General features: G+C 60.9%; 13 protein-coding genes. 2 read left to right on the top strand and 11 right to left on the bottom strand.

The genetic code is table 11. From position 1 onward, the window contains the following. Positions 1–45: 45 nt before the first annotated feature. Positions 46–5331: an NEL-type E3 ubiquitin ligase domain-containing protein gene (locus AC1ROI_RS21250; RefSeq protein WP_102594495.1), complete on the top strand. Its 5286-nt coding sequence runs from the start codon at positions 46–48 to the stop codon at positions 5329–5331. A 64-nt stretch (positions 5332–5395) separates the two neighbouring features. Here AC1ROI_RS21250 and ureC read toward each other — a convergent pair whose 3' ends face one another. From ureC to urtA, 11 genes are all read right to left on the bottom strand, one after another. Continuing rightward, positions 5396–7096 carry an urease subunit alpha gene (gene ureC / locus AC1ROI_RS21245; protein WP_102594496.1) on the bottom strand — a complete coding sequence of 567 codons (1701 nt, stop codon included), beginning with the start codon at positions 7094–7096 and terminating at the stop codon, positions 5396–5398. 139 nt (positions 7097–7235) lie between these two features. Next, positions 7236–7541 carry an urease subunit beta gene (locus AC1ROI_RS21240; protein ID WP_008146494.1) on the bottom strand — a complete coding sequence of 102 codons (306 nt, stop codon included), beginning with the start codon at positions 7539–7541 and terminating at the stop codon, positions 7236–7238. Then, a complete protein-coding gene (locus AC1ROI_RS21235) occupies positions 7541–8074 on the bottom strand; it encodes a GNAT family N-acetyltransferase (RefSeq protein ID WP_010464097.1) in 534 nt (177 codons plus the stop codon). Before AC1ROI_RS21235 ends, AC1ROI_RS21240 begins: the two co-directional genes overlap by 1 nt. Positions 8075–8080: 6 nt before the next feature. Beyond that, the gene (locus AC1ROI_RS21230; RefSeq protein WP_010464096.1) at positions 8081–8614 is read right to left on the bottom strand and encodes a GNAT family N-acetyltransferase; all 534 of its coding nucleotides are present in this window, start codon (positions 8612–8614) and stop codon (positions 8081–8083) included. Positions 8615–8623: 9 nt separating this feature from the next. Continuing rightward, positions 8624–8926: an urease subunit gamma gene (gene ureA / locus AC1ROI_RS21225; RefSeq protein ID WP_007907366.1), complete on the bottom strand. Its 303-nt coding sequence runs from the start codon at positions 8924–8926 to the stop codon at positions 8624–8626. 158 nt (positions 8927–9084) lie between these two features. Then, positions 9085–9924 (bottom strand): urease accessory protein UreD, encoded by an 840-nt coding sequence (locus AC1ROI_RS21220; RefSeq protein ID WP_010464093.1) that lies wholly within the window; start codon positions 9922–9924, stop codon positions 9085–9087. A 30-nt stretch (positions 9925–9954) separates the two neighbouring features. Continuing rightward, the gene (gene urtE / locus AC1ROI_RS21215) at positions 9955–10653 is read right to left on the bottom strand and encodes an urea ABC transporter ATP-binding subunit UrtE (protein WP_077748951.1); all 699 of its coding nucleotides are present in this window, start codon (positions 10651–10653) and stop codon (positions 9955–9957) included. A 106-nt stretch (positions 10654–10759) separates the two neighbouring features. Further along, positions 10760–11629 (bottom strand): urea ABC transporter ATP-binding protein UrtD, encoded by an 870-nt coding sequence (gene urtD / locus AC1ROI_RS21210; RefSeq protein WP_010464089.1) that lies wholly within the window; start codon positions 11627–11629, stop codon positions 10760–10762. Next, complete coding sequence (urtC, locus tag AC1ROI_RS21205) at positions 11626–12705, bottom strand: urea ABC transporter permease subunit UrtC (RefSeq protein WP_010464088.1); 1080 nt, start codon at positions 12703–12705, stop codon at positions 11626–11628. The genes urtD and urtC overlap by 4 nt, the downstream gene beginning before the upstream one ends. Beyond that, positions 12705–14207: an urea ABC transporter permease subunit UrtB gene (gene urtB / locus AC1ROI_RS21200; RefSeq protein WP_102594498.1), complete on the bottom strand. Its 1503-nt coding sequence runs from the start codon at positions 14205–14207 to the stop codon at positions 12705–12707. The genes urtC and urtB overlap by 1 nt, the downstream gene beginning before the upstream one ends. A gap of 163 nt (positions 14208–14370) precedes the next feature. Next, entirely contained in the window at positions 14371–15636 is a 1266-nt protein-coding gene (urtA, locus tag AC1ROI_RS21195) for an urea ABC transporter substrate-binding protein (RefSeq protein ID WP_010463931.1), read from the bottom strand. A 292-nt stretch (positions 15637–15928) separates the two neighbouring features. Here urtA and AC1ROI_RS21190 point away from each other — a divergent pair, with 292 nt between their 5' ends. Beyond that, entirely contained in the window at positions 15929–20476 is a 4548-nt protein-coding gene (locus AC1ROI_RS21190; RefSeq protein ID WP_172962162.1) for a DUF4329 domain-containing protein, read from the top strand. Positions 20477–20521: the final 45 nt, after the last annotated feature.

Raw genomic sequence — 20521 nt, 5'->3', positions numbered from 1 at the left:
AGCCAATAATCTGGTGGTTCAATTCGTCGCATAAGGATTTGCGAAATGAGTGAACGTTCGGACAGCCCGGGTCGGCCAGCCATTGCCGGGCAGGCAAGAGAAGTGAATAACAATGTGTATCGTGATTATCTGCTGGGCAAACTGCCCGCGCCGGTCAAAGACGCGCCCGCCTCACGCCTGGTTGCCTTTGCCCATTCGAAACCGGAGTTTCCTGAGTGGTATTTGAATTCAAGCGCCATTGATCGCCAGTACCTCAAGGAGTTGATCGACGAGCGCTGGCGCCTTCAGGGGCCATTGGACGAGGCGCTGAAGAATGTACAGCAGGACATTCTTGCCTTCGCCGAGCCCTTGCTGGTCCAGGCTTTGAAAGAGCATTTGAACCTGGAACTGGACGTCAACGCGACGCTGATTCGGCTGTACGTCCCCGCCAATCTGGCCATTGGCATCGATACCCATGCCAGTCGGCTCAGGCAATCATCATTGCTGGAAGCGGCCCTGCACAATTTCGAGGCCCCCGAAACGCAGGAGGGCGCGTTTCGCGATGGCTCGGGCATCTTCATCAGGGACGACGAAAACGAACTTCAGCGGCATACGCTGACGGTCGAAAAATTTGCCGCCCTGTGCCGCACGCTCGATATCGGTGCGCACTATCAGCGTCACATCAAGGCATTGCTGATGCCCGAAGAGGTGACGGCCAGAGCGAACGTCGTGAATCAATGCACGGCCAGTGAAAAAGCCGCGTTTCACGAATCGGCGCTGATCGCGTATCTGAAAAAAGACATCACGTCCTATGGCTACGGGAAACTCCGGCAGATTCGTGACAACGAACAAGGCATTTTGATGGGCCGTCGGCCCCTGCAATGCCACCGGCTGGCGATTATGGGGTTCAGGCTGTCCGGCATTGTGTTGTTCAGTGCAGTGGCGGACCCTTCAAAAATCAAACGGGTTTACGACGCGCTGATTCCACAGCATCAACGAACGATGCTGGAATGGTCGCGACGTCTGACACTGCTCCCGGGGCAGGAGTTTGATCAGTTCAAGTTGCTCCAGGCGTTTTTCGCCAATGGCCCCAGCGGTCTCGTTGAGGCCATGTTGCAACGGGACGATGCTTATCAACAAAGTCGTCTGGAGGGGACGCTGATTGCGTATGTCCCCGATGATCCCGACCACCCCTTCAAGGAATACGAGTCCTTCACTGACTTCATGAAGGCGCTGACGAGCCAGTTGCGCTCGCCGGGTTATCAACAGTTTTTCAGCCGTTTTGTCGCGCAAAAAGACCAGGGCAAGTTTTTTGCCCGGGTTCGCGAGCGCCTCTCGACCTTCACCTGGAAACAGCGCGAGCCGCTGGACATGGGGCCGTGGTGGCGGGAGAGCGCCGTTGAAAATGCCAACGCAGAGCCTGTCACCCATATCATTTCGGGCGATCTCTGGGCGCAAACAAGTCTTTGGCGCAGGGAGAAAGCGATTGCCGATGCGCGGCACATCGCTGTGCCGACCGGCGATGAAGACGCCACCACCCGTTGGAACCGGCTGATCAGCTATCTGAACATCGGCTGGAACGTGTTCAATTTCGGCGCCATGCTGGTGCCCGGCCTGGGCGAAGCGATGCTGGCCGCCATGGTCGGGCAGATGGTCCTGGAAACCCTCGAAGGCTTCGAAGACTGGAGCAAGGGCGACAAGGAAGACGCGGCGTCCCATCTCACCGGCGTCATGATCAATTTCGCGCAGTTGGCCATTATGGGCGCCGGGCATGTCTTGCCGGCCGGTGCGGCGGCGTCGGTCAAACCATCGGCGTTTATCAACCGGTTGAAAAAGGTTGATCTGGCCAACGGCCAGACGCGCCTCTGGAAGCCGGACCTTTCACCCTACGCCCATGACGTGGTGTTGCCCGCCGAGGCGAAGCCAGGCGAGCAGGGGCTGTATCGGCACAGCGAAAAGGACTTCCTCAAGCATGAAAACCAACACTTCGAAGTGATCAACGATTCACGCACCGGCCAGCCACGCTTGCAACATCCGGCCCGGCCACAGGCTTATCAGCCGACACTGGAGCACAACGGTGGCGGCGCGTGGAAAACCGAACTGGACCATCCCATCGAGTGGGACAAAACCACCCTCATGCGGCGCCTGGGCCCGACGGTCGAGGGCTTTTCTGATAACACCCTGGAGCATATTCGTCTCGTCAGCGGCATGGAGGAGGACGAATTGCGTCGCTTGCATGTGGTCAGCGAACCGCCGCCTGCGTTGCTGACCGACACGATCGAACGCTTCCAGGCCTGGGCCGAAGTGCAAAAACTACCCGGGCAGATAAGGCTCAACGAGGTTCCGCAAGCATTCGTCGAGCAGGTGCCCCGCTTGCTGGTTGAATGGCCCGGATGGCCCGAGCAAAAAGGCATCGAGCTGTTTGACGGCCCTGGGCATAGCGGGCGCTCGATCAAATTCGGCAACGTCGATGCTCTGCCCGCCGACACGCTGAAGATAAGCCGTGCCGAGGTTCGTTCAGGGAAACTGCCGGAGCGTGCCGTGAAGTTTGCGAACGAGGCCGATATCCACGCGATGCTCGGGCAGGGCATTTCAACGGACGAGCAAGTCCGCATCGATGCCTTGAAAAACCAGCTGGCCGGGCGAGCAGACAGTCGCCGCGCAGCTCTGCTTGACGCGCTGAGTCGCCGTTTGCAGCAAACCGACAACCCGCAGGTGCAGGTGCTTCAGGATGCGTTCAATGGGCTCCCCGCTGCGGTAGCCCGGGAACTGCTCGCCGACATCGAGCCGCAAGACCGGCTCGACATCACCGAGCCGTCGCGCATCCCCTTGCAACTCAGGGAGCGGGTAAGAGTGGCCTTGCGGGCCATACGAACCGCGCGCGCTTATGAAGGGCTCTTTCTCGACGCGGCGCTCGGTGTGGACACCGAGCGGCTGGCGTTGCACTCGATGCAGGCGCTACCCGGCTGGCCCGAAAACGTGCGGATCGAAATCCGTGAGTTTTCATTCGATGGCCCGTTGCGCGACAGCGTCGGCCCGACGGACGCCACCCACCGCAGAATCCTGGTCAGCGAGGACGGCCAATACCAGGCGCGCGATACCGATGATCTGCAATTGCACGGGGCCGATGATTTATACGCGTCGGTGTTGCATGCCTTGCCGGATGCCGAGCGAAACGCGCTGGGGTATCACGTCAACCAAGGTGCCACGCTCAAGTCCGCCATTCAAAAAACGCCGTTGCCACGGGACAGGTTCAGCGCGCTTCTGGGCGATAACCCTGTACGCAAACCGGCGTATGACCCCGTCACGATGCGCCTGCGTGGCGGCATGCGCGGGGTGGCTCATGGGCTAAGTCGAATCAACGAACCCATGACGCCGCAAGAGCGGGTGCGAGTTGTCCGCCCCGGATGGACGGAGGCCGAAGCCTTGGCCTATCTGCAGATGAGTGGCAGCGAACTCAGTCTGGAGCAGAGGGCCAGCGCACTCGAAGCGGAATTCGATCGGCTCAACGCCAATTTTCAACGCTGGTTGAAATCGCCGACCGAAGCGTACAGCTTCACGCCTGCCGGCGTCGCCGAATGGCAAGCCAGAAACGCTTTATACAAAGAGATCAGGGAATGCTGGCAGCACACCGGGTTGCGCCACGTGGATTCATTCGGTCATCTGCAGGGCGTTGTGCTCGACCTGGAAAACATCCCGCTGGGGCGTCATCTGCGCACCATGCCTGCCCTGGAAGGTAATTTCGATCACGTCACGCGCCTCAATCTGACCCTGTCCGAATTGACCGACGCACACAGTTCCTTTCTCGATCATTTTCCCCGCTTGCGTTCGCTCAACCTCAACGGCAATGCGTTCTCCGCTGTTCCCGGTGCCATCCGCCGCATGCGCGCGCTGACGGAACTCAACATGCGAGGCAACCGTATTGTCCTGGATGCACAAGGCGTCGCGGACCTGCGCAACCTGACACGACTGGAGGTTCTGGACCTGTTTGGCAATCCGTTGGGGCAAGTCCCGGATATTGGCGGCATGAGAAGGTTGCATACGCTGATCCTGGCGGACACCGGCGTGCACACCTGGCCGCAGGGGCTGTTCGCACAACCGCGGTTCCGGCATTTTTTCCTGGATTTGCAGCGCAACGAAATCACCCACATTCCGGCAGTGCCCCCTGGCTCCGCTCAGGCGGAATTGCTGGCGCGCACCTTGCTGAGCCGAGAGCCGCAGTGGTTGGCCGAGGCCAATCTGCAAACGCTCAGGGACTACATCGAGTCCATCGGCATGGACCCCGATCGACCTTATCCTCCCCGTGGTGTGCGTGACAGTCTCGACTGGGAGGAGGGCATGACACGGCCGGAATGGGTGGCGAAGCAAGCGGTCTGGAACAGTGTCGAGGATGAGCGCGGATCGGTCGGTTTTTTCAACGAAATCCGCAAACTCACCGAGTCGGGGCACTTCAAGCACGACCTCGGGTTTCGGGTCGATATGACCGCCAAGGTCTGGCGCATGCTCGAGGCGATGTCGAAAAATACCGAGCTTCGGCAAAAACTCTTCACCATGAGTACGGTGCCCACAACGTGCGTCGATGCGGGCGCGCAGCTGTTCAATGCCATGGGCCTGGAGGTGCTGATTCATGAAGCCTATGAGTTGGCCAATCCTTCGCTCGTGGAGGGTGAACTGGTCACGCTGGCGCGAGGCAAGTCACGTCTGGATGAACTGAGCAGGATTGCCCGCAAAACCATTTCCGAACGCGAGGCGATGGGCGAGGAGTTCAGGCGTGTCAATGCCATGGGGGAGGTGATGGGCACGATCGATGAGGTGGAAGTTCACCTGGCGTTCATGACCGATCTTGCCGAACGGCTGGACTTGCCCTGGCAGTCTCGAAACATGCAGTTCCGAGGGATCGCGGGTGTCACCTCGGCGATGACCGACAATGCTTACCTGCGTGTGCTCGACCTTGAGGAAGGTGAGCTGCTCGGTGATTTGCTTGTCGAGCAGCCGTTCTGGTCATCCTATGTCGAGGGTGTCAACCGACGGGCTTTCAAAGTGTTCAGGCGCCGGATCGATGCCACGACAGACTTCTATATGGCCTTGGACCAGCGTGCGAACGACACAACGCTGACCCTTGAGCAAAAGGCTCGGCTGAAGGAAGCGCTCAGGGTGCTCGGCGCGGAACTGAACAAGCCGGAAAGCGACTTTGCACCGGGACGCATCATGACCGATGCGCAATACGCTGCTGAGTTGAAGACGATCGATGAAGAGCAAAAGGCGTTGCTCAAAACCTTCACCCAACAGGCGATCGACCGGGCAAAACTGCAAAGGGTAGAACTGCCCTTTGTCGTGCAGCCGGACAGTTGATTGCACCTGTTTTCCCCGGGGGCTGGTACGCCAGGCCCCCGGGATTGTCAGGCAGACAGAACGATCAGAACAGGAAATATCGCTGGGCCATCGGCAGCACATCGGCGGGCTCGCACCACAGCAGGACACCGTCAGCCTTGACTTGATAGGTCTGCGGGTCGACATCGATGGTCGGCAGGTAGTCGTTGTGGATCAAGTCGGTTTTCTGCACCTCGCGGCACGCTTTGACCACTGCGATTTTCTTCTTCAAACCCAAGGCCTCGGGAAGGCCTGCTTCTTGGGCTGCCTGGCTGATGAAGGTCAGGCTGGTGGCGTGCAACGAGCCGCCGTAGCTGGCAAACATCGGACGGTAATGCACCGGTTGCGGCGTCGGAATGGAAGCATTGGCATCGCCCATCAGGCTGGCCGCAATGGCCCCGCCCTTGAGGATCAAGGTCGGCTTGACGCCAAAAAACGCCGGACGCCAGAGCACCAGATCCGCCCATTTACCCACTTCCACCGAGCCCACCTCATGGCTGATGCCATGGGTGATCGCCGGGTTGATCGTGTACTTGGCGATGTAGCGTTTGGCGCGGAAGTTGTCGTTGCCTTCGCCATCCCCGGGAAGCGGGCCGCGCTGCTTTTTCATCTTGTCGGCGGTCTGCCAGGTGCGCGTGATGACTTCACCGACGCGGCCCATGGCCTGGCTGTCGGAGCTGATCATCGAGAACGCGCCGAGGTCATGCAGGATGTCTTCGGCGGCGATGGTTTCGCGGCGGATGCGGCTTTCGGCGAAGGCCACGTCTTCGGCAATGCTCGGGTCCAGGTGGTGGCAGACCATCAGCATGTCGAGGTGTTCGTCAATGGTGTTGCGGGTGAACGGCCGGGTCGGGTTGGTCGAGCTCGGCAGCACGTTGGCAAAGCCGCAGGCCTTGATGATGTCCGGGGCATGACCGCCCCCCGCGCCTTCGGTGTGATAGGTGTGGATGGTGCGACCCTTGAAGGCGGCGAGGGTGGTTTCGACAAAGCCCGACTCGTTGAGGGTGTCGGTGTGGATCGCCACCTGCACATCGTACTGGTCGGCGACGTTCAGGCAGTTGTCGATGCTCGCCGGGGTGGTGCCCCAGTCTTCGTGCAGCTTGAGGCCGATGGCGCCGGCCTTGACCTGCTCGATCAACGGCTCCGGCAGGCTTGCGTTGCCCTTGCCGGTAAAGCCAATGTTCATCGGGAATGCATCGGCAGCCTGGAGCATACGCGCCAGGTGCCACGGCCCGGACGTGCAGGTGGTGGCGTTGGTGCCGGTGGCCGGGCCGGTGCCGCCGCCGATCATGGTGGTGACGCCGCTCATCAATGCTTCTTCGATCTGTTGCGGGCAGATGAAATGGATGTGTGTGTCGATGCCGCCAGCGGTGAGGATCATGCCTTCACCGGCAATGACTTCGGTGCTGGCGCCGACCGCGATGGTCACGTCCGGCTGGATGTCCGGGTTGCCGGCCTTGCCGATGGCGGCGATGCGGCCGTCTTTGAGGCCGACGTCGGCTTTGACGATGCCCCAGTGGTCGATGATCAGCGCGTTGGTGATCAAGGTGTCGACCACTTCGGCGGCCAGTAATTGACTCTGCCCCTGGCCATCACGGATGACTTTGCCGCCACCGAATTTCACTTCTTCGCCGTAGGTGGTGAAGTCTTTTTCCACTTCGATCCACAGCTCGGTATCGGCCAGACGGACCTTGTCACCGACGGTGGGGCCGAACATGTCGGCGTAGGCCTGACGGGAAATCTTCATTCGTTCGCCTTGAGATTCAATTGAATTTGAAATCGTTCGCTGCGCTCACTCTCGCGAGCAGGCTCGCTCCCACAGGGGAGTGCGATCAACTGTGGGAGCGAGCCTGCTCGCGATGGGGTCGGTGCAGACACCGCATTCCTTAGAGGTCACCCATGATCCTGCCGGCAAACCCGAACACCCGGCGATGCCCGGCCAGGTCCACCAGCTCGACCTCGCGACTCTGCCCCGGCTCGAAGCGCACGGCGGTGCCGGCGGGGATGTTCAGGCGCATGCCGCGACTGGCGGCGCGGTCGAAGGTCAAGGCGTCGTTGGTTTCGAAGAAGTGGTAGTGCGAGCCGACCTGGATCGGCCGGTCGCCACTGTTGGCCACTTTCAGGCTGACAGTGCGACGGCCAACGTTGAGTTCGATGTCGCCGGGCTGGATCTGGTATTCACCGGGAATCATCAGTGGGCTCCCTGAAGAATCTTGTAGTAGAGGGCGGTCGGTTTGTACTGGCCGCTCGGGTCGCAGGCGTAATCAGGGATTTGACCTGCCTTGGTGTAACCCAGGGCCTTGTAGAAGTCTTCGGCGGGGGAGCCGGCTTCGGTGTCGAGGTAAAGCATGCCGCGTTTGTGCTGGAGCGCGGCCTGTTCCAGCGCGCTCATCAATTGTTGGCCCAGACCACGGCGGCGCGCATGTTCGCGCACCAGCAGTTTCTGCACTTCGGCACGGTTAAGGCCGTTGGCTTTCTGGCACAGGGTCAGTTGCACACTGGCCTGCACCTGCTCGTCCTTGACCACTACCCACAGCAGCACGTTGCCCTTGTTCAGGTTGTCCTGAACCTCATCGAAATAGGCGCGGGCCTGAGTGGCATCCAGATTGGCCATGAACCCGACACTGGCGCCATAGCCGACGGCGTCGAGCAGCAAATCAATCAAACCCTGACGATAGTGCGCAAAGCTTTCAACATTGACGCGGCGCAGTTGGGCAGCGTTCATCGGCAATTACTCCTTGTTGGCGGGCGGCGGCTCCGCGCCAGGATTGAGGGTCAGTTGCATGAAGGTCAGGTCCAGCCAGCGGCCGAACTTGGTGCCCACCTGCGGCATTTGCCCGGTGGTCACGAAACCGGCCCGTTCATGCAAACGGATGGAAGCGGCATTGCCGCTTTCGATGGCAGCGACCATGACATGTTTGTCGCAGTCTTTGGCGCGCTCGATCAGCACCGTCATCAATTGCGGGCCGAGACCGTTGCCACGCTGGTCGCTACGCACGTAGACCGAGTGCTCGACGGTGTGGCGGAAACCGTCGAACGGCCGCCAGTCACCAAATGAAGCGTAGCCCAGCACACTGTTATCGCCGTCGACGATCACCAGGATCGGATAACCCTGGGCTTGCCGGGCGCTGAACCATGCCTGACGGTTGCCCAGGTCCACGGCCTGTTCGTTCCAGATCGCTGTGGTGTTGAGCACGGCGTCGTTGTAGATGTCGCGGATCGCCGGCAGATCGGCGTGCAGCGCGTCGCGGATGTGATAGGTCATGACGCGTCCTCAGGCGATGGGTTGGTGAACGGTGACCAGTTTGGTGCCGTCGGGGAACGTCGCTTCGACCTGGATCTCCGGGATCATTTCCGGGATGCCTTCCATCACTTGTTCGCGGCTGAGCAGGGTGGTGCCGAAGTGCATCAGTTCGGCCACGGTCTGGCCGTCACGCGCGCCTTCGAGCAGCGCAGCGGAGATGTAGGCCATGGCTTCCGGGTAATTGAGTTTCACGCCGCGCGCCAAACGCCGCTCGGCCACGAGGCCTGCGGTGAAGATCAGCAGCTTGTCTTTTTCGCGTGGGGTCAGGTCCATCGTTTGGAATCCATCAGGGCAGTTAAAAAGGTCATTGGAACTGTGAGTACAAACCTTGTGGGAGCGAGCCTGCTCGCGAAGGCGGCGGGCCAATCAGCATCTATGTTGAATGACACTGCGCCTTCGCGAGCAGGCTCGCTCCCACTTTGGAAAGTGTTTCAGGTGCTCCATATTCTGGGTGGGACCGCTTCCCTGCCGAGCAACGCAGGCCGGAGCAACCGCCACAGATCAATCATCCAGCCCCGCGCCAACAGCGCCTCACTGGCCAGACACCGAGCCACCAGAAGCCCCGGCAATTGCGTCAGATCCCCGCGCACTTCATTGGGCAGCGAGCGACAGGTTTCCAGCAGTTCGCTATCGATCTCACCCGTGACCAGCAACGTCGCAAACACCGGCTGCCCATCCAGGCCAATCGGCGAGTCGAGCAGCCCGTCATCCCCGACAATGCGCTGGCGTTCGTGCCAGAGCAACTGGCCGTCGCGGCGGATGTCCAGTTGCGCCTGAAAATGCCCGAGGTCGAAGCGCTCGCCACTGGCCGGGCGACCCAGCGCCACGACGTCCCAGTAAAACAGCCGGGCGTCGCCCTCCAGATCAATCGAGGTGCCGAGTTCGGCCTGGGCGTCGCTGAAGATAATCGTCTCTTGCGGCAGCCATTCCAGTGTTGCACCGCACGCCACTTTCAACGTCAGCTGCTGATAGGCGGGCCCCGCCGCGCGATACCATTTGGCAGCGCCCGGGCTGGTGATTTGCGCCCAGGCATCCGGGCCTACGCTGGCCGAGATGTCCAGTCGATCACCGCCTGCGATGCCGCCCGGCGGATGAACGATGATGTGCTGGCACACTTGCGGCCCTTCGGCATACAGGTGCTTCTGCACCCGCAGCGGGCCTTTATGCCGGCGCTGGACCGGGCGCGTGCTGTCGCCGAACCGGGCGTAGCCCAATTCCAGCTCGGCATGCCAGCTCGGGGTAAACAGGGCAGTGGGGAGAGGTAAGTTCATGTCTTCTAGTTATCGTCAGGACGCTTCAGATTAGATCGTAACCAGACCGCGTACACCCTCGGCTTCCATATTTTCGCCGCGACCTTGCTGCACGATCTCGCCGCGGGACATCACCAGGTACTGGTCGGCCAGTTCGGCGGCGAAATCGTAGAACTGCTCGACCAGCAGAATCGCCATGTCGCCCCGGGCCGCGAGCTTCTTGATCACCACGCCGATCTCCTTGATCACCGACGGCTGGATGCCTTCGGTGGGCTCATCGAGAATCAACAGCCGTGGACGGCTGGCCAGTGCGCGGCCAATCGCCAATTGCTGCTGTTGGCCGCCGGACAAGTCACCGCCACGCCGTTGCTTCATTTGCAGCAATACCGGGAACAGCTCGTAGATGAAGGCCGGCACTTCCTTGGCTTCAGAACCAGGAAATCGCGAAAGGCCCATCAGCAGGTTTTCTTCCACGGTCAGGCGGCCGAAAATTTCGCGACCCTGAGGCACATAGGCGATCCCGGCATGCACCCGCTGGTGCGGCTTGAACGTGGTGATCGGTTTGCCTTCCCAGTTCACCGCGCCTTCCTTGGCCGGCAGCAAACCCATCAGGCATTTGAGCAGGGTGGTCTTGCCCACGCCGTTGCGCCCCAGCAGGCACGTCACTTCACCGACCTTCACGTCAAACGTCAGGCCCCGCAGGATGTGGCTACCACCGTAATACTGGTGCAGTTTGTCGACTTGCAGCATCTTCAAATTCCCCTCAAATCCCCTGTAGGAGCGAGGCTTGCCCGCGAAGGGGGCCTCGAGGCCGCCAAAAGCTTCGCGGGCAAGCCTCACTCCTACGGGAGCAAAATCATCTTCCGAGATAAACCTCGATTACACGCTCGTTTTCCTGCACCTGTTCCAGCGACCCTTCGGCCAGCACGCTGCCCTGGTGCAACACGGTGACGTGGTCGGCAATCGAGCCGACAAAACCCATGTCGTGCTCCACCACCATCAGCGAATGCTTGCCGGCCAGGCTTTTGAACAGTTCGGCGGTGAACTCGGTCTCGGCATCGGTCATGCCCGCCACCGGCTCGTCGAGCAGCAGCAGTTGCGGGTCTTGCATGAGCAGCATGCCGATCTCCAGAAACTGCTTCTGGCCGTGGGACAACAGACCCGCCGGGCGATTGACCGAGGCCGTCAGGCGAATGGTTTCCAGCACCTCGCTGATGCGATCTTTCTGTTCGCCACTGAGGCGAGCCCGCAGGCTGGCCCACACCGACTTGTCGGTTTTCTGCGCCAGCTCCAGGTTCTCGAACACGCTCAAGGCTTCGAACACCGTCGGCTTCTGGAACTTGCGGCCGATGCCGGCCTGGGCAATCTGCACTTCGCTCATCGACGTCAGGTCCAGGGTTTCACCGAACCAGGCTTTGCCGTGACTGGGGCGAGTCTTGCCGGTGATGACGTCCATCAGCGTGGTCTTGCCCGCGCCGTTGGGGCCGATGATGCAGCGCAATTCGCCGACGCCGATGTACAGGTTCAGAGCGTTGAGCGCCTTGAAGCCATCGAAGCTGACGCTGATATCTTCCAGGGTCAGGATCGTGCCGTGGCGTGTGTCCAGGCCAGGGCCGACACGTTGCCCGAGGCCGATGGCATCGCGGCTGCTGCCGGCATCCTTGTTGGGCTCCACAGGAAAAAATGCCGGTTCGAGCATGAATTCAGCCGTCGCAGTGACTCTCATTGCTCACCTCTCTTTTTCAGCAGACCGATCACGCCTTTGGGCAGGTACAAGGTCACGACGATGAACAGTGCGCCGAGGAAGAACAGCCAGTATTCGGGGAATGCCACGGTGAACCAGCTCTTCATGCCGTTGACCACGCCAGCGCCGAGCAAGGGGCCGATCAACGTGCCGCGTCCCCCCAGTGCAACCCAGACCGCCGCTTCAATGGAGTTGGTCGGCGACATTTCACTCGGGTTGATGATCCCGACTTGCGGCACGTACAGTGCGCCAGCCAGACCACACAGCACCGCACTCAAGACCCAGACAAACAGCTTGAAACCCCGCGGGTCGTAGCCGCAAAACATCAGGCGGTTTTCCGCATCGCGCAACGCGGTCAGCACCCGGCCGAACTTGCTCTGCGCCAGGCGCCAGCCAATAAACAGGCTCGCCACCAGCAACACCACCGTGGCGAAAAACAGCACCGCGCGCGTGCCCGGCTCGGTAATGCCAAAGCCGAGAATGGTGCGAAAGTTGGTGAAGCCGTTGTTGCCACCAAACCCGGTTTCGTTGCGGAAAAACAGCAGCATCCCGGCGAAGGTCAGGGCCTGGGTCATGATCGAGAAATACACGCCCTTGATCCGTGAACGGAAGGCGAAAAACCCGAAGACCAGCGCCAGCAACCCCGGCGCCAACACCACCAGGCACATCGACCAGAGGAAGCTGCTGGTGCCGGTCCAGTACCACGGCAGTTCGGTCCACGACAGGAAGGTCATGAACGCCGGCAAGCCATCGCCTGAGGCCTGGCGCATCAGGTACATGCCCATCGCATAGCCGCCGAGGGCGAAGAACAGGCCGTGGCCGAGGGACAACAGCCCCGCGTAACCCCAGACCAGATCGAGGGCGAGGGCGACGATGGCGTAGCAAAGGATTTTTCCCACCAGCGTCAGGGTGTAGGCCGAGACGTGGAACACACTGTCCGGCGACAACAGTGAGAGCAGCGGCAACGCCAGCAGCAGAACCAGAATCACCGCGCCAACAGCGATGGTGACTTTGGGGCCGGCCTTTTGGCTGGCCGTGAGCATCAGGGGCTGGTTCATCAGTCGATCACCCGTCCTTTCAGTGCGAAGAGGCCTTGCGGACGCTTCTGGATGAACAGAATGATCAGCGCGAGGATCAGGATCTTGCCGAGCACGGCGCCGATCTGCGGTTCGAGAATCTTGTTGGCGATGCCCAGGCCGAACGCGGCCAGGACACTACCGGCCAACTGACCGACACCGCCGAGCACCACCACCAGGAACGAGTCGATGATGTAGCTCTGGCCGAGGTCCGGGCCGACGTTGCCGATCTGGCTGAGCGCGACGCCGCCGAGTCCGGCAATGCCCGAGCCGAGGCCGAACGCGAGCATATCGACCCGCCCGGTCGGCACGCCGCAGCACGCGGCCATGTTGCGGTTCTGGGTGACGGCGCGCACGTTCAAACCCAGGCGCGTCTTGTTCAGGAGCAGCCAGGTCAGCACGACCACGAACAAGGCGAAGGCGATGATCACGATGCGGTTGTACGGCAGCACGAGGTTGGGCAGCACTTGAATCCCGCCCGAGAGCCAGGCCGGGTTGGCCACTTCGACGTTCTGCGCGCCGAACACCAAACGCACCAGCTGAATCAGCATGAGGCTGATGCCCCAGGTCGCGAGCAGGGTTTCCAGCGGGCGGCCGTAGAGGTGACGAATCACCGTGCGCTCCAGCGCCATGCCGATTGCGGCAGTGACGAAAAACGCCACCGGCAACGCGATCAGCGGGTAGAACTCGATGGCTTGCGGGGCAAAGCGCTGGAACATCAGCTGCACCACGTAGGTCGAGTACGCGCCGAGCATCAGCATTTCGCCGTGGGCCATGTTGATCACGCCGAGCAGACCGAAGGTGATCGCCAGCCCGAGGGCGGCGAGCAGCAGGATCGAGCCCAGGGACATGCCGCTGAACGCTTGCCCGAGGATTTCGCCGATCAGCAGTTTGCGTTTGACCTGGGCCAGGCTGGTTTCGGCAGCGGTGCGCACGCTGGCGTCTGTTTCAATGCCCGGCTCCAGCAGGCTTTCGAGGCGGGTGCGGGCCAGCGGATCGCCGGTTTCGCCGAGCAGGCGCACCGCCGCGAGGCGCACGGCCGGGTCGGTGTCGACCAGTTGCAGGTTGGCCAGCGCCAGGCTCAGGGCTGCGTGGACGGTTTCATCTTTTTCGCCGGCCAGTTGTTGGTCGAGGAATTTCAGCTGGGCCGGTTTGGCACTTTTCTGCAATTGCTGCGCGGCGGCCAGACGGATTTTGGCGTCGGCGGCGAGCAATTGGTGGCTGGCCAGCGCGGTGTCGATCAGACCCCGCAGACGATTGTTCAGGCGCAGGGTTTTGGCTTGGCCGTCGACGGTCAACTCGCCTTGTTGCAGGGCGTTGATTAGTTCGATGCGGGCAGGATCGGGCTGCGCAGCCCAGGACTCCAGAAGCTTGGCTTGCTGCACGGGATTGGCGGCGACGAAGTCTTCGGCGTCGCCGGAATGCGCGGCCATCGGCAGTAAGAGCGCGAGTGCAAAGATCAAGCGGTAAAGGGCGGTGGGCATATGTAAGGCCTTGCGCGGGCTAAATGTAGGAGTGAGCCTGCTCGCGATAGCGGTCTATCAATCAACAGGTCTGTTGTCTGTCCCACCGCTATCGCGAGCAGGCTCACTCCTACAGGGATTTGTGTCGGTCCTGAATGAAGTGCTCAGGCCGACATCCAGTGACTCAGTTGCTCTTCACCGCATAATCCGGCTTCTTGTCGTTACCCGAAATGAACGGGCTCCAAGGCTGGGCACGGATCGGCCCTTCGGTCTGCCACACGACGTTGAACTGACCGTCGGCCTGTATTTCGCCGATCATCACGGGCTTGTGCAGGTGGTGGTTGGTCTTGTCCATGGTCAGCGTGTAACCCGACGGCGCGGCAAAGGTCTGGCCGGCGAGCGCTTCGCGGACTTTGTCGACGTCGGTGGATTTGGCTTTCTCAGCCGCTTGCGCCCACATGTGGATGCCCACGTAAGTGGCTTCCATCGGATCGTTGGTCACCGCTTTGTCGGCGCCCGGCAGGTTGTGTTTCTTCGCGTAGGCTTTCCAGTCGGCCACGAATTTCTTGTTCGCCGGGTTCTCGACCGACTCGAAGTAGTTCCAGGCCGCGAGGTTGCCCACCAGCGGTTTGGTGTCGATGCCGCGCAGTTCTTCTTCGCCGACCGAGAACGCTACAACCGGAACGTCAGTCGCTTTCAGGCCCTGGTTGGCCAGTTCTTTATAGAACGGCACGTTGGAGTCGCCGTTGACGGTGGAAATGACCGCTGTCTTGCCACCGGCCGAGAATTTCTTGATGTTGGCCACGATGGTCTGGTAATCGCTGTGGCCGAACGGGGTGTAGACCTCTTCGATATCCTTGTCCGCTACGCCTTTGGAGTGCAGGAACGAGCGCAGAATCTTGTTGGTGGTGCGCGGGTAAACGTAGTCGGTGCCCAGCAGGAAGTAACGCTTGGCGCTGCCGCCTTCTTCGCTCATCAGGTACTCCACCGCCGGGATCGCCTGTTGGTTCGGCGCGGCACCGGTGTAGAACACGTTCGGCGACATCTCTTCGCCTTCGTATTGCACCGGATAGAAGAGCAGGCCGTTGAGTTCTTCGAACACCGGCAACACCGATTTACGCGACACCGACGTCCAGCAACCGAACACCACGGCGACCTTGTCCTGGGTCAGCAACTGACGCCCCTTTTCCGCGAACAGCGGCCAGTTCGACGCGGGGTCCACGACCACCGGTTCCAGCATCTTGCCGTTCACGCCGCCCTTGGCGTTGATCTCGTCGATGGTCATCAACGCCATGTCTTTGAGCGAGGTTTCGGAGATCGCCATGGTCCCGGACAACGAGTGCAGAATACCGACCTTGATGGTCTCGGCGGCCTGGACGGTCCAGGTCATGCCCATCGCGGCAATGCTTGCCGTGAGTGTGAAAGCCTTGATCAAGCTACGACGCTTCATTGTGCGATCTCCATGAACATTAGAATTTTTTCTGGGTTGGCAGATGCGGACTACTGAAGGGTCTTTAGCAAGGGCTGTGCCTGTTCGGAAAAGGCAGGGAAATATTGAAATAGAGCCCTCGGTGAACGTGATGACGCACCAGACTGGGGCTTGATGAAGGCGCGGGTGCACCGCCGTGCGCAGCATTGGTGCCGGGTGCGGCAAAGCAAAAAAACCGGTAGCGATATATATGTACCACCTGCCGCGCTCCGGGATCTTGATCATTGTGGCTTCTCAGTTAAGTGAGCAGCGCATGAACGGCATCTCTATCAGTACACCTTCAGCACCCCGACGCGCAGCAACCTTTCCTGCCCTGGGGCCGACCTTCATCAGCGCGGATGACGCGGCCTACTGGGCTCACCGGCAGATCGGCGCGCGCCATGACAAGACTTACGGCGGTGTGATCTTGCAGCGTGGCGACGGAAAATTTCAGCCCACATTGCCGGTGGCGGGAAGGATGAGGCATTTCGATTTCGACTTCCTGTCATCTTCAGAAAACTCCCAAGAGCTGTTTGCCCCACCCGGCTACAGGGGCGCGGCGTATTACTTGTCCCACGCGGCCAGTCACGCTGACGTCCAGCGTATTCATCCGCGCTGGACGACTGAGCAGATCACGTTGAGCCTCGGATTTTTTTCCAGAGCACATCTCCTGAGTCACATGCAGGACCCGGGCGCCTATGGCCAGCGTCATTATTTGTCGGGGCCGGATGGCTCGTTGATCAAGTACGAGTCCACTCAGCCGGCAGAAGAGGAAGAACTCATTGAGCTGGGCGTCAAGGCTTTCGGGCCGTTCTCCGACGTTGAGCAACTGATTCAGAAAGTCGCCCAGACCGGCACCCTGAGCGTACTGGTAGCCAATGCACCGTGGGGAGGCGTGCGAGGAAACGTGCCGACGAACTGGACGCTCGGTACGGCTGCGGTGAGAAGTTCGACGTCGGTACAGCCGTTTTTTTGTGCGGTGTTCGACCAGGTGGACAAGGCCATCGAAGCGGCCGCCGCCACGGTAAGCGCATCCACCGGCAGCGTTTATCTGGGGTTTGTCGTGACCTCTGCCGGCAGCGCGCAGTACATGGCGACCTATCCGGTGCTTTCCAGCGATCCGGCAGCCGAACTGTTCAAGTCCTTCCCGATGAATGCCGATCGCACGCTGGAGCGCCTGCTCGATTTCGACCTGAACGGCGTCTACTTCATGCCGCAGGGTGATGCGTCTCAGAGCGCCGGCGAGCCCTGGCTTTATGAGCGCTTTTTTTCACCGCAGGAGTTGGCTACGGGCATCAGGTTTTCGCTGGAGGATGTCCACCGGCAGGAGTACCCGGACTACCTCAAGGTGTACGCCCGGACCCGGGACGGCGCCGTGTTGCAATACCGACCTTCGGCGCACCTGCGTGAAGTACCGCTGGAGGACAGCGCGGATCTCAACGTGCGACTGAAGACCGGTACGCTCAAGCCTGCGGATTACATCGGACAGGTGGCAGCGGCTGGCGAGCTGACGGTGCTGAAGGACAGCGCGCTTTGGGATGTTGTCGGGATCGTGGGGCCTGACTGGCAACCCTATGCCCGGTCGAGGCGCTTGAGTCCCGCTTTCCTCAGGGCGGACGATGCCGCCCGTTTTGCTCATGAATATATTGGCAGCCGGCGTGAACAGGGCTTCGTCGGGATGGTTTTGCAGGATCGAAACCAACGTTTCGTCGCCACCGAGCCGGTGTTTGCCGCAAAACGGTTTGCACTGGACAGGCTCTGCCCCCTCGACGCTACCGGGGCACCGATCGTGTTGGTCGAGGGTCACTCTTTTCATGGGCTGTACGCCTCGCGTTGGCAAGCGGATGCCGGAGCCATTGTGCGTACTGACTTGCAAGAGCAACTGATCCACGCACAAATGTTCACCACCGAAGACATTCGCTCGGTGTTCGACAAGCGTGCGCATGTTGTTGATTTCTACCTGTCCGGCTCAGCCGACGCCCTGTTGGTTTACAGCCCCGATGTATCGAAAGTGGCGGCTCGCAACCGCCTGCAACAGCGGGCGGCTGTACTCGCCGATGGCAAAACGCTGATAGACCAGGAGCTGGCAGCCGGCACACTTGAGCCCGGTGCAGTGGTCGACGAACTGGCTGGCACCGGCAGATTACGCGTGGTGGTCGGCAGCGACGTGTGGGGGCCGCGGGGAACGGTGCTGGGTGATCAGTCAAATAACGAGGCCGCCCGCACAGACATTGCCGCTCCCGTGCTGGGGACGATTTTTACCAGCGCCGAAGACGCCGTGTTGAACGCCCGCCATCGTGCCCGGCATGACTACCGCGCAGCCGCGGCGGGTTGGGGATTCATCCTCAAGCACAAGGCGCGCGAGGAGTACGTGGCGACCGAAACGGTTACGCCCAGGGGCCTGGGGGCGCTGAACCAGGCAAGCGACTTTGGCGCTCCCGTATTGATCGACGAGTTCAGGACCCTCGGGCTTTATTACGCGGCAAGCTGGATGCCTAAAGGGTTATCGACCACGGAGGCCTGGTTTGCCCGGCATTTTGCGTCCATCAGCGATTTGGCTGCAGCGATCTACGACGACAAGGGCACGCAACGCCTGACGCATTTTCAGGACCTGAACATTTTTATCGCAACACTGGATGGGGCATTGTTGCGTTACCAGTACTCGGCCTCCTCAACACAACTCGACAATCAGGGTGTGCAGCAACTGACGTCAGCATTGGGCAAGGACACACGACCCTATGCCAACGTCATTCAAATGCTCGCCAAGGCCGGAGACCTGAAGGTGCTGCGCACCAGTGAGCTGTGGGACGAGCCGGGGAGTGTCGGACCTGACTGGACACCTTTCGTGCAGATCCAGCGGCGAGCCCTCAGTCCGGTCTTTGTGTCGCAGGACGATGCCGCGGGCTATGCGCTGGCGCAGTTGGGCTCACGGCGTGAGCGGGTCCACGGCGGCCTGGTGCTGCGTCGCGCCGATGGCTTGTTTGTCGCAACGTTGCCGGTGGCCGTGGAGGTCGAGAACTTCCCTGCCAACTGGATTCGTCTGGATGAATTGGTTGAACAGGGTTTGTTTCTGACCGGGAGTACGGTCGTCGCCCGGTACCATTCCAGAATCCCGGTCGAACCGATTTTCGCGCTGTCGAACCGCGAGCGGGACGTGTACCAGGCGATGTTTTCCACGGATTTTCTGGCGGACATTCTGACCGGTTCCGGGGGTTCCCCGTCTCTGTCGCCCGGCAAGGAATACCTGCTGGGGCTCGACGGCAGCCTGATCAGCTACACCCTCAGTGCAAGCGCCAGCGAAAAGCAACTCGCCCGGGCATTGGCGCCACCCAGCCAATTGCAGCGCCGGCATACCCCGATAGAACTGCAGATGCGCAACGGCACGCTAACACCGAGCGAGTATGTCAATCAGGTTGCAAGGGCCGGCCGGTTGCAAGTGATTCGGGGGAGCCGACTGTGGGGCGAGGCCAGGCAACTGTCGCACTGGAGTGCTTATCCGGGGATTATCTCGTCGGACGTGCATCGATTTGCCATTACCGAGCCGGCGCTCAGCCCGGTCTTCACGCAGGTAGACGATGCCATGCGCCATGTCCATCGCACGGTAGGCGCCCGTGCCAGCCTGATGTTCGGCTTTGTGCTCAAGGGACTGAACGGTGAACGGTACGTGACGACGCTGCCGATCGACGGGCGGCAAGGGCATCTCACGGTCGAGCGGGTATTTCCCCAAGGGTTGCTACCGTTGGGGTATCGAGTCGAGGGCATTTATTTGTGTCCGTCGACAAGCCCGGGACGATTGCCCCATGACGTGACGCAGAGCTTCATCTCGCCTCGAGACCTGTCCTACGGGCTGGGCGCTGTCGGTGTGCGCACGGCTGAAGGATCCACGTACCTCAACGTCTACATCTCCTGCGCCGACGGCGCCTTGTTGCGCTATGCCCCCAGGGCCAAGGCACCTGAGTGGACCCTGTTTCATGCCACGGTGGCCTACGAGAAAATCCTGCAATCAGGCCGGGAATCGCTGATTGACTACCTGCGCAAAGTCATCGCCAACGGTGAGTTGCAGGTCGTGGTGCGCAGCGCTTTCTGGTCGCCGCTCAGGGTTGATGCCCGGGGTGTCAAAACCGGCATCGAGCTGATCAAGTGGGAGCAGGACAACCGGTTTGCGCTCGGCCCCGTCTTCGCCCATGCCGATGATGCGGCTCGCTTGGCGCAGCGATTGATTGGCGAGTACGTCGGCCAACCGTATCTGGGTGGCGTGCTGATCCATCAGGCGTCTTCTTCGTTCGTGGCCGTCGAGCCGCATGAGGACGGCGTCAACAGTGGGGCTGCCAGTACGCTGTTTTACTCAGGGCCGGGTGGGCCCATTGCACCGGTCACGGTGCCGGGTGCGCAGCCTTTGCCGTTGCCGGTTTTTCCGCAGGACTACAAATGGGCGGCTGTTCATCAGTTCTACAAACGCTTCAACCTGTTCGTGAAGGACCCCACTGCGTCTGATCGATTACTGATGGATAACCTGGCCTTGGCCGACCTGTGGTTCTGCAGAGATGTTGTGAAAAAGAGCGGTGTCTCCGGGGGCTGTTGCTATTTCACCGGTCGTGGCGGGGCCCTGTTCAAATTCACCCCCAGCTTCTCGACACAGGAAACGGCCTTGTTCAACGAGGAGGCGAAGGACGGGGTCGCTGCGTACCTCGCCGCGCTCGCCAGTGTCGGATTGCTTGAGGTACTGGACACCGATGGTTACTGGCAACGTCGCGGGCGATTGAATGCGACCTGGCAGCCCCCTGTGCAACCGGCGACGAAGCCAGATCGTGACGAACTGTGAAGTGCAGCGTTCATTGATCTGAGCGCCGGATGAGCCGTGCCCCCC

The sequence above is a fragment of the Pseudomonas sp. GW823-FHT02C02 genome, assembly GCF_058797635.1.
The sequence above is the reverse complement of the archived record's forward strand: the minus strand, read 5'-3'. Positions and strand labels throughout refer to the sequence as shown.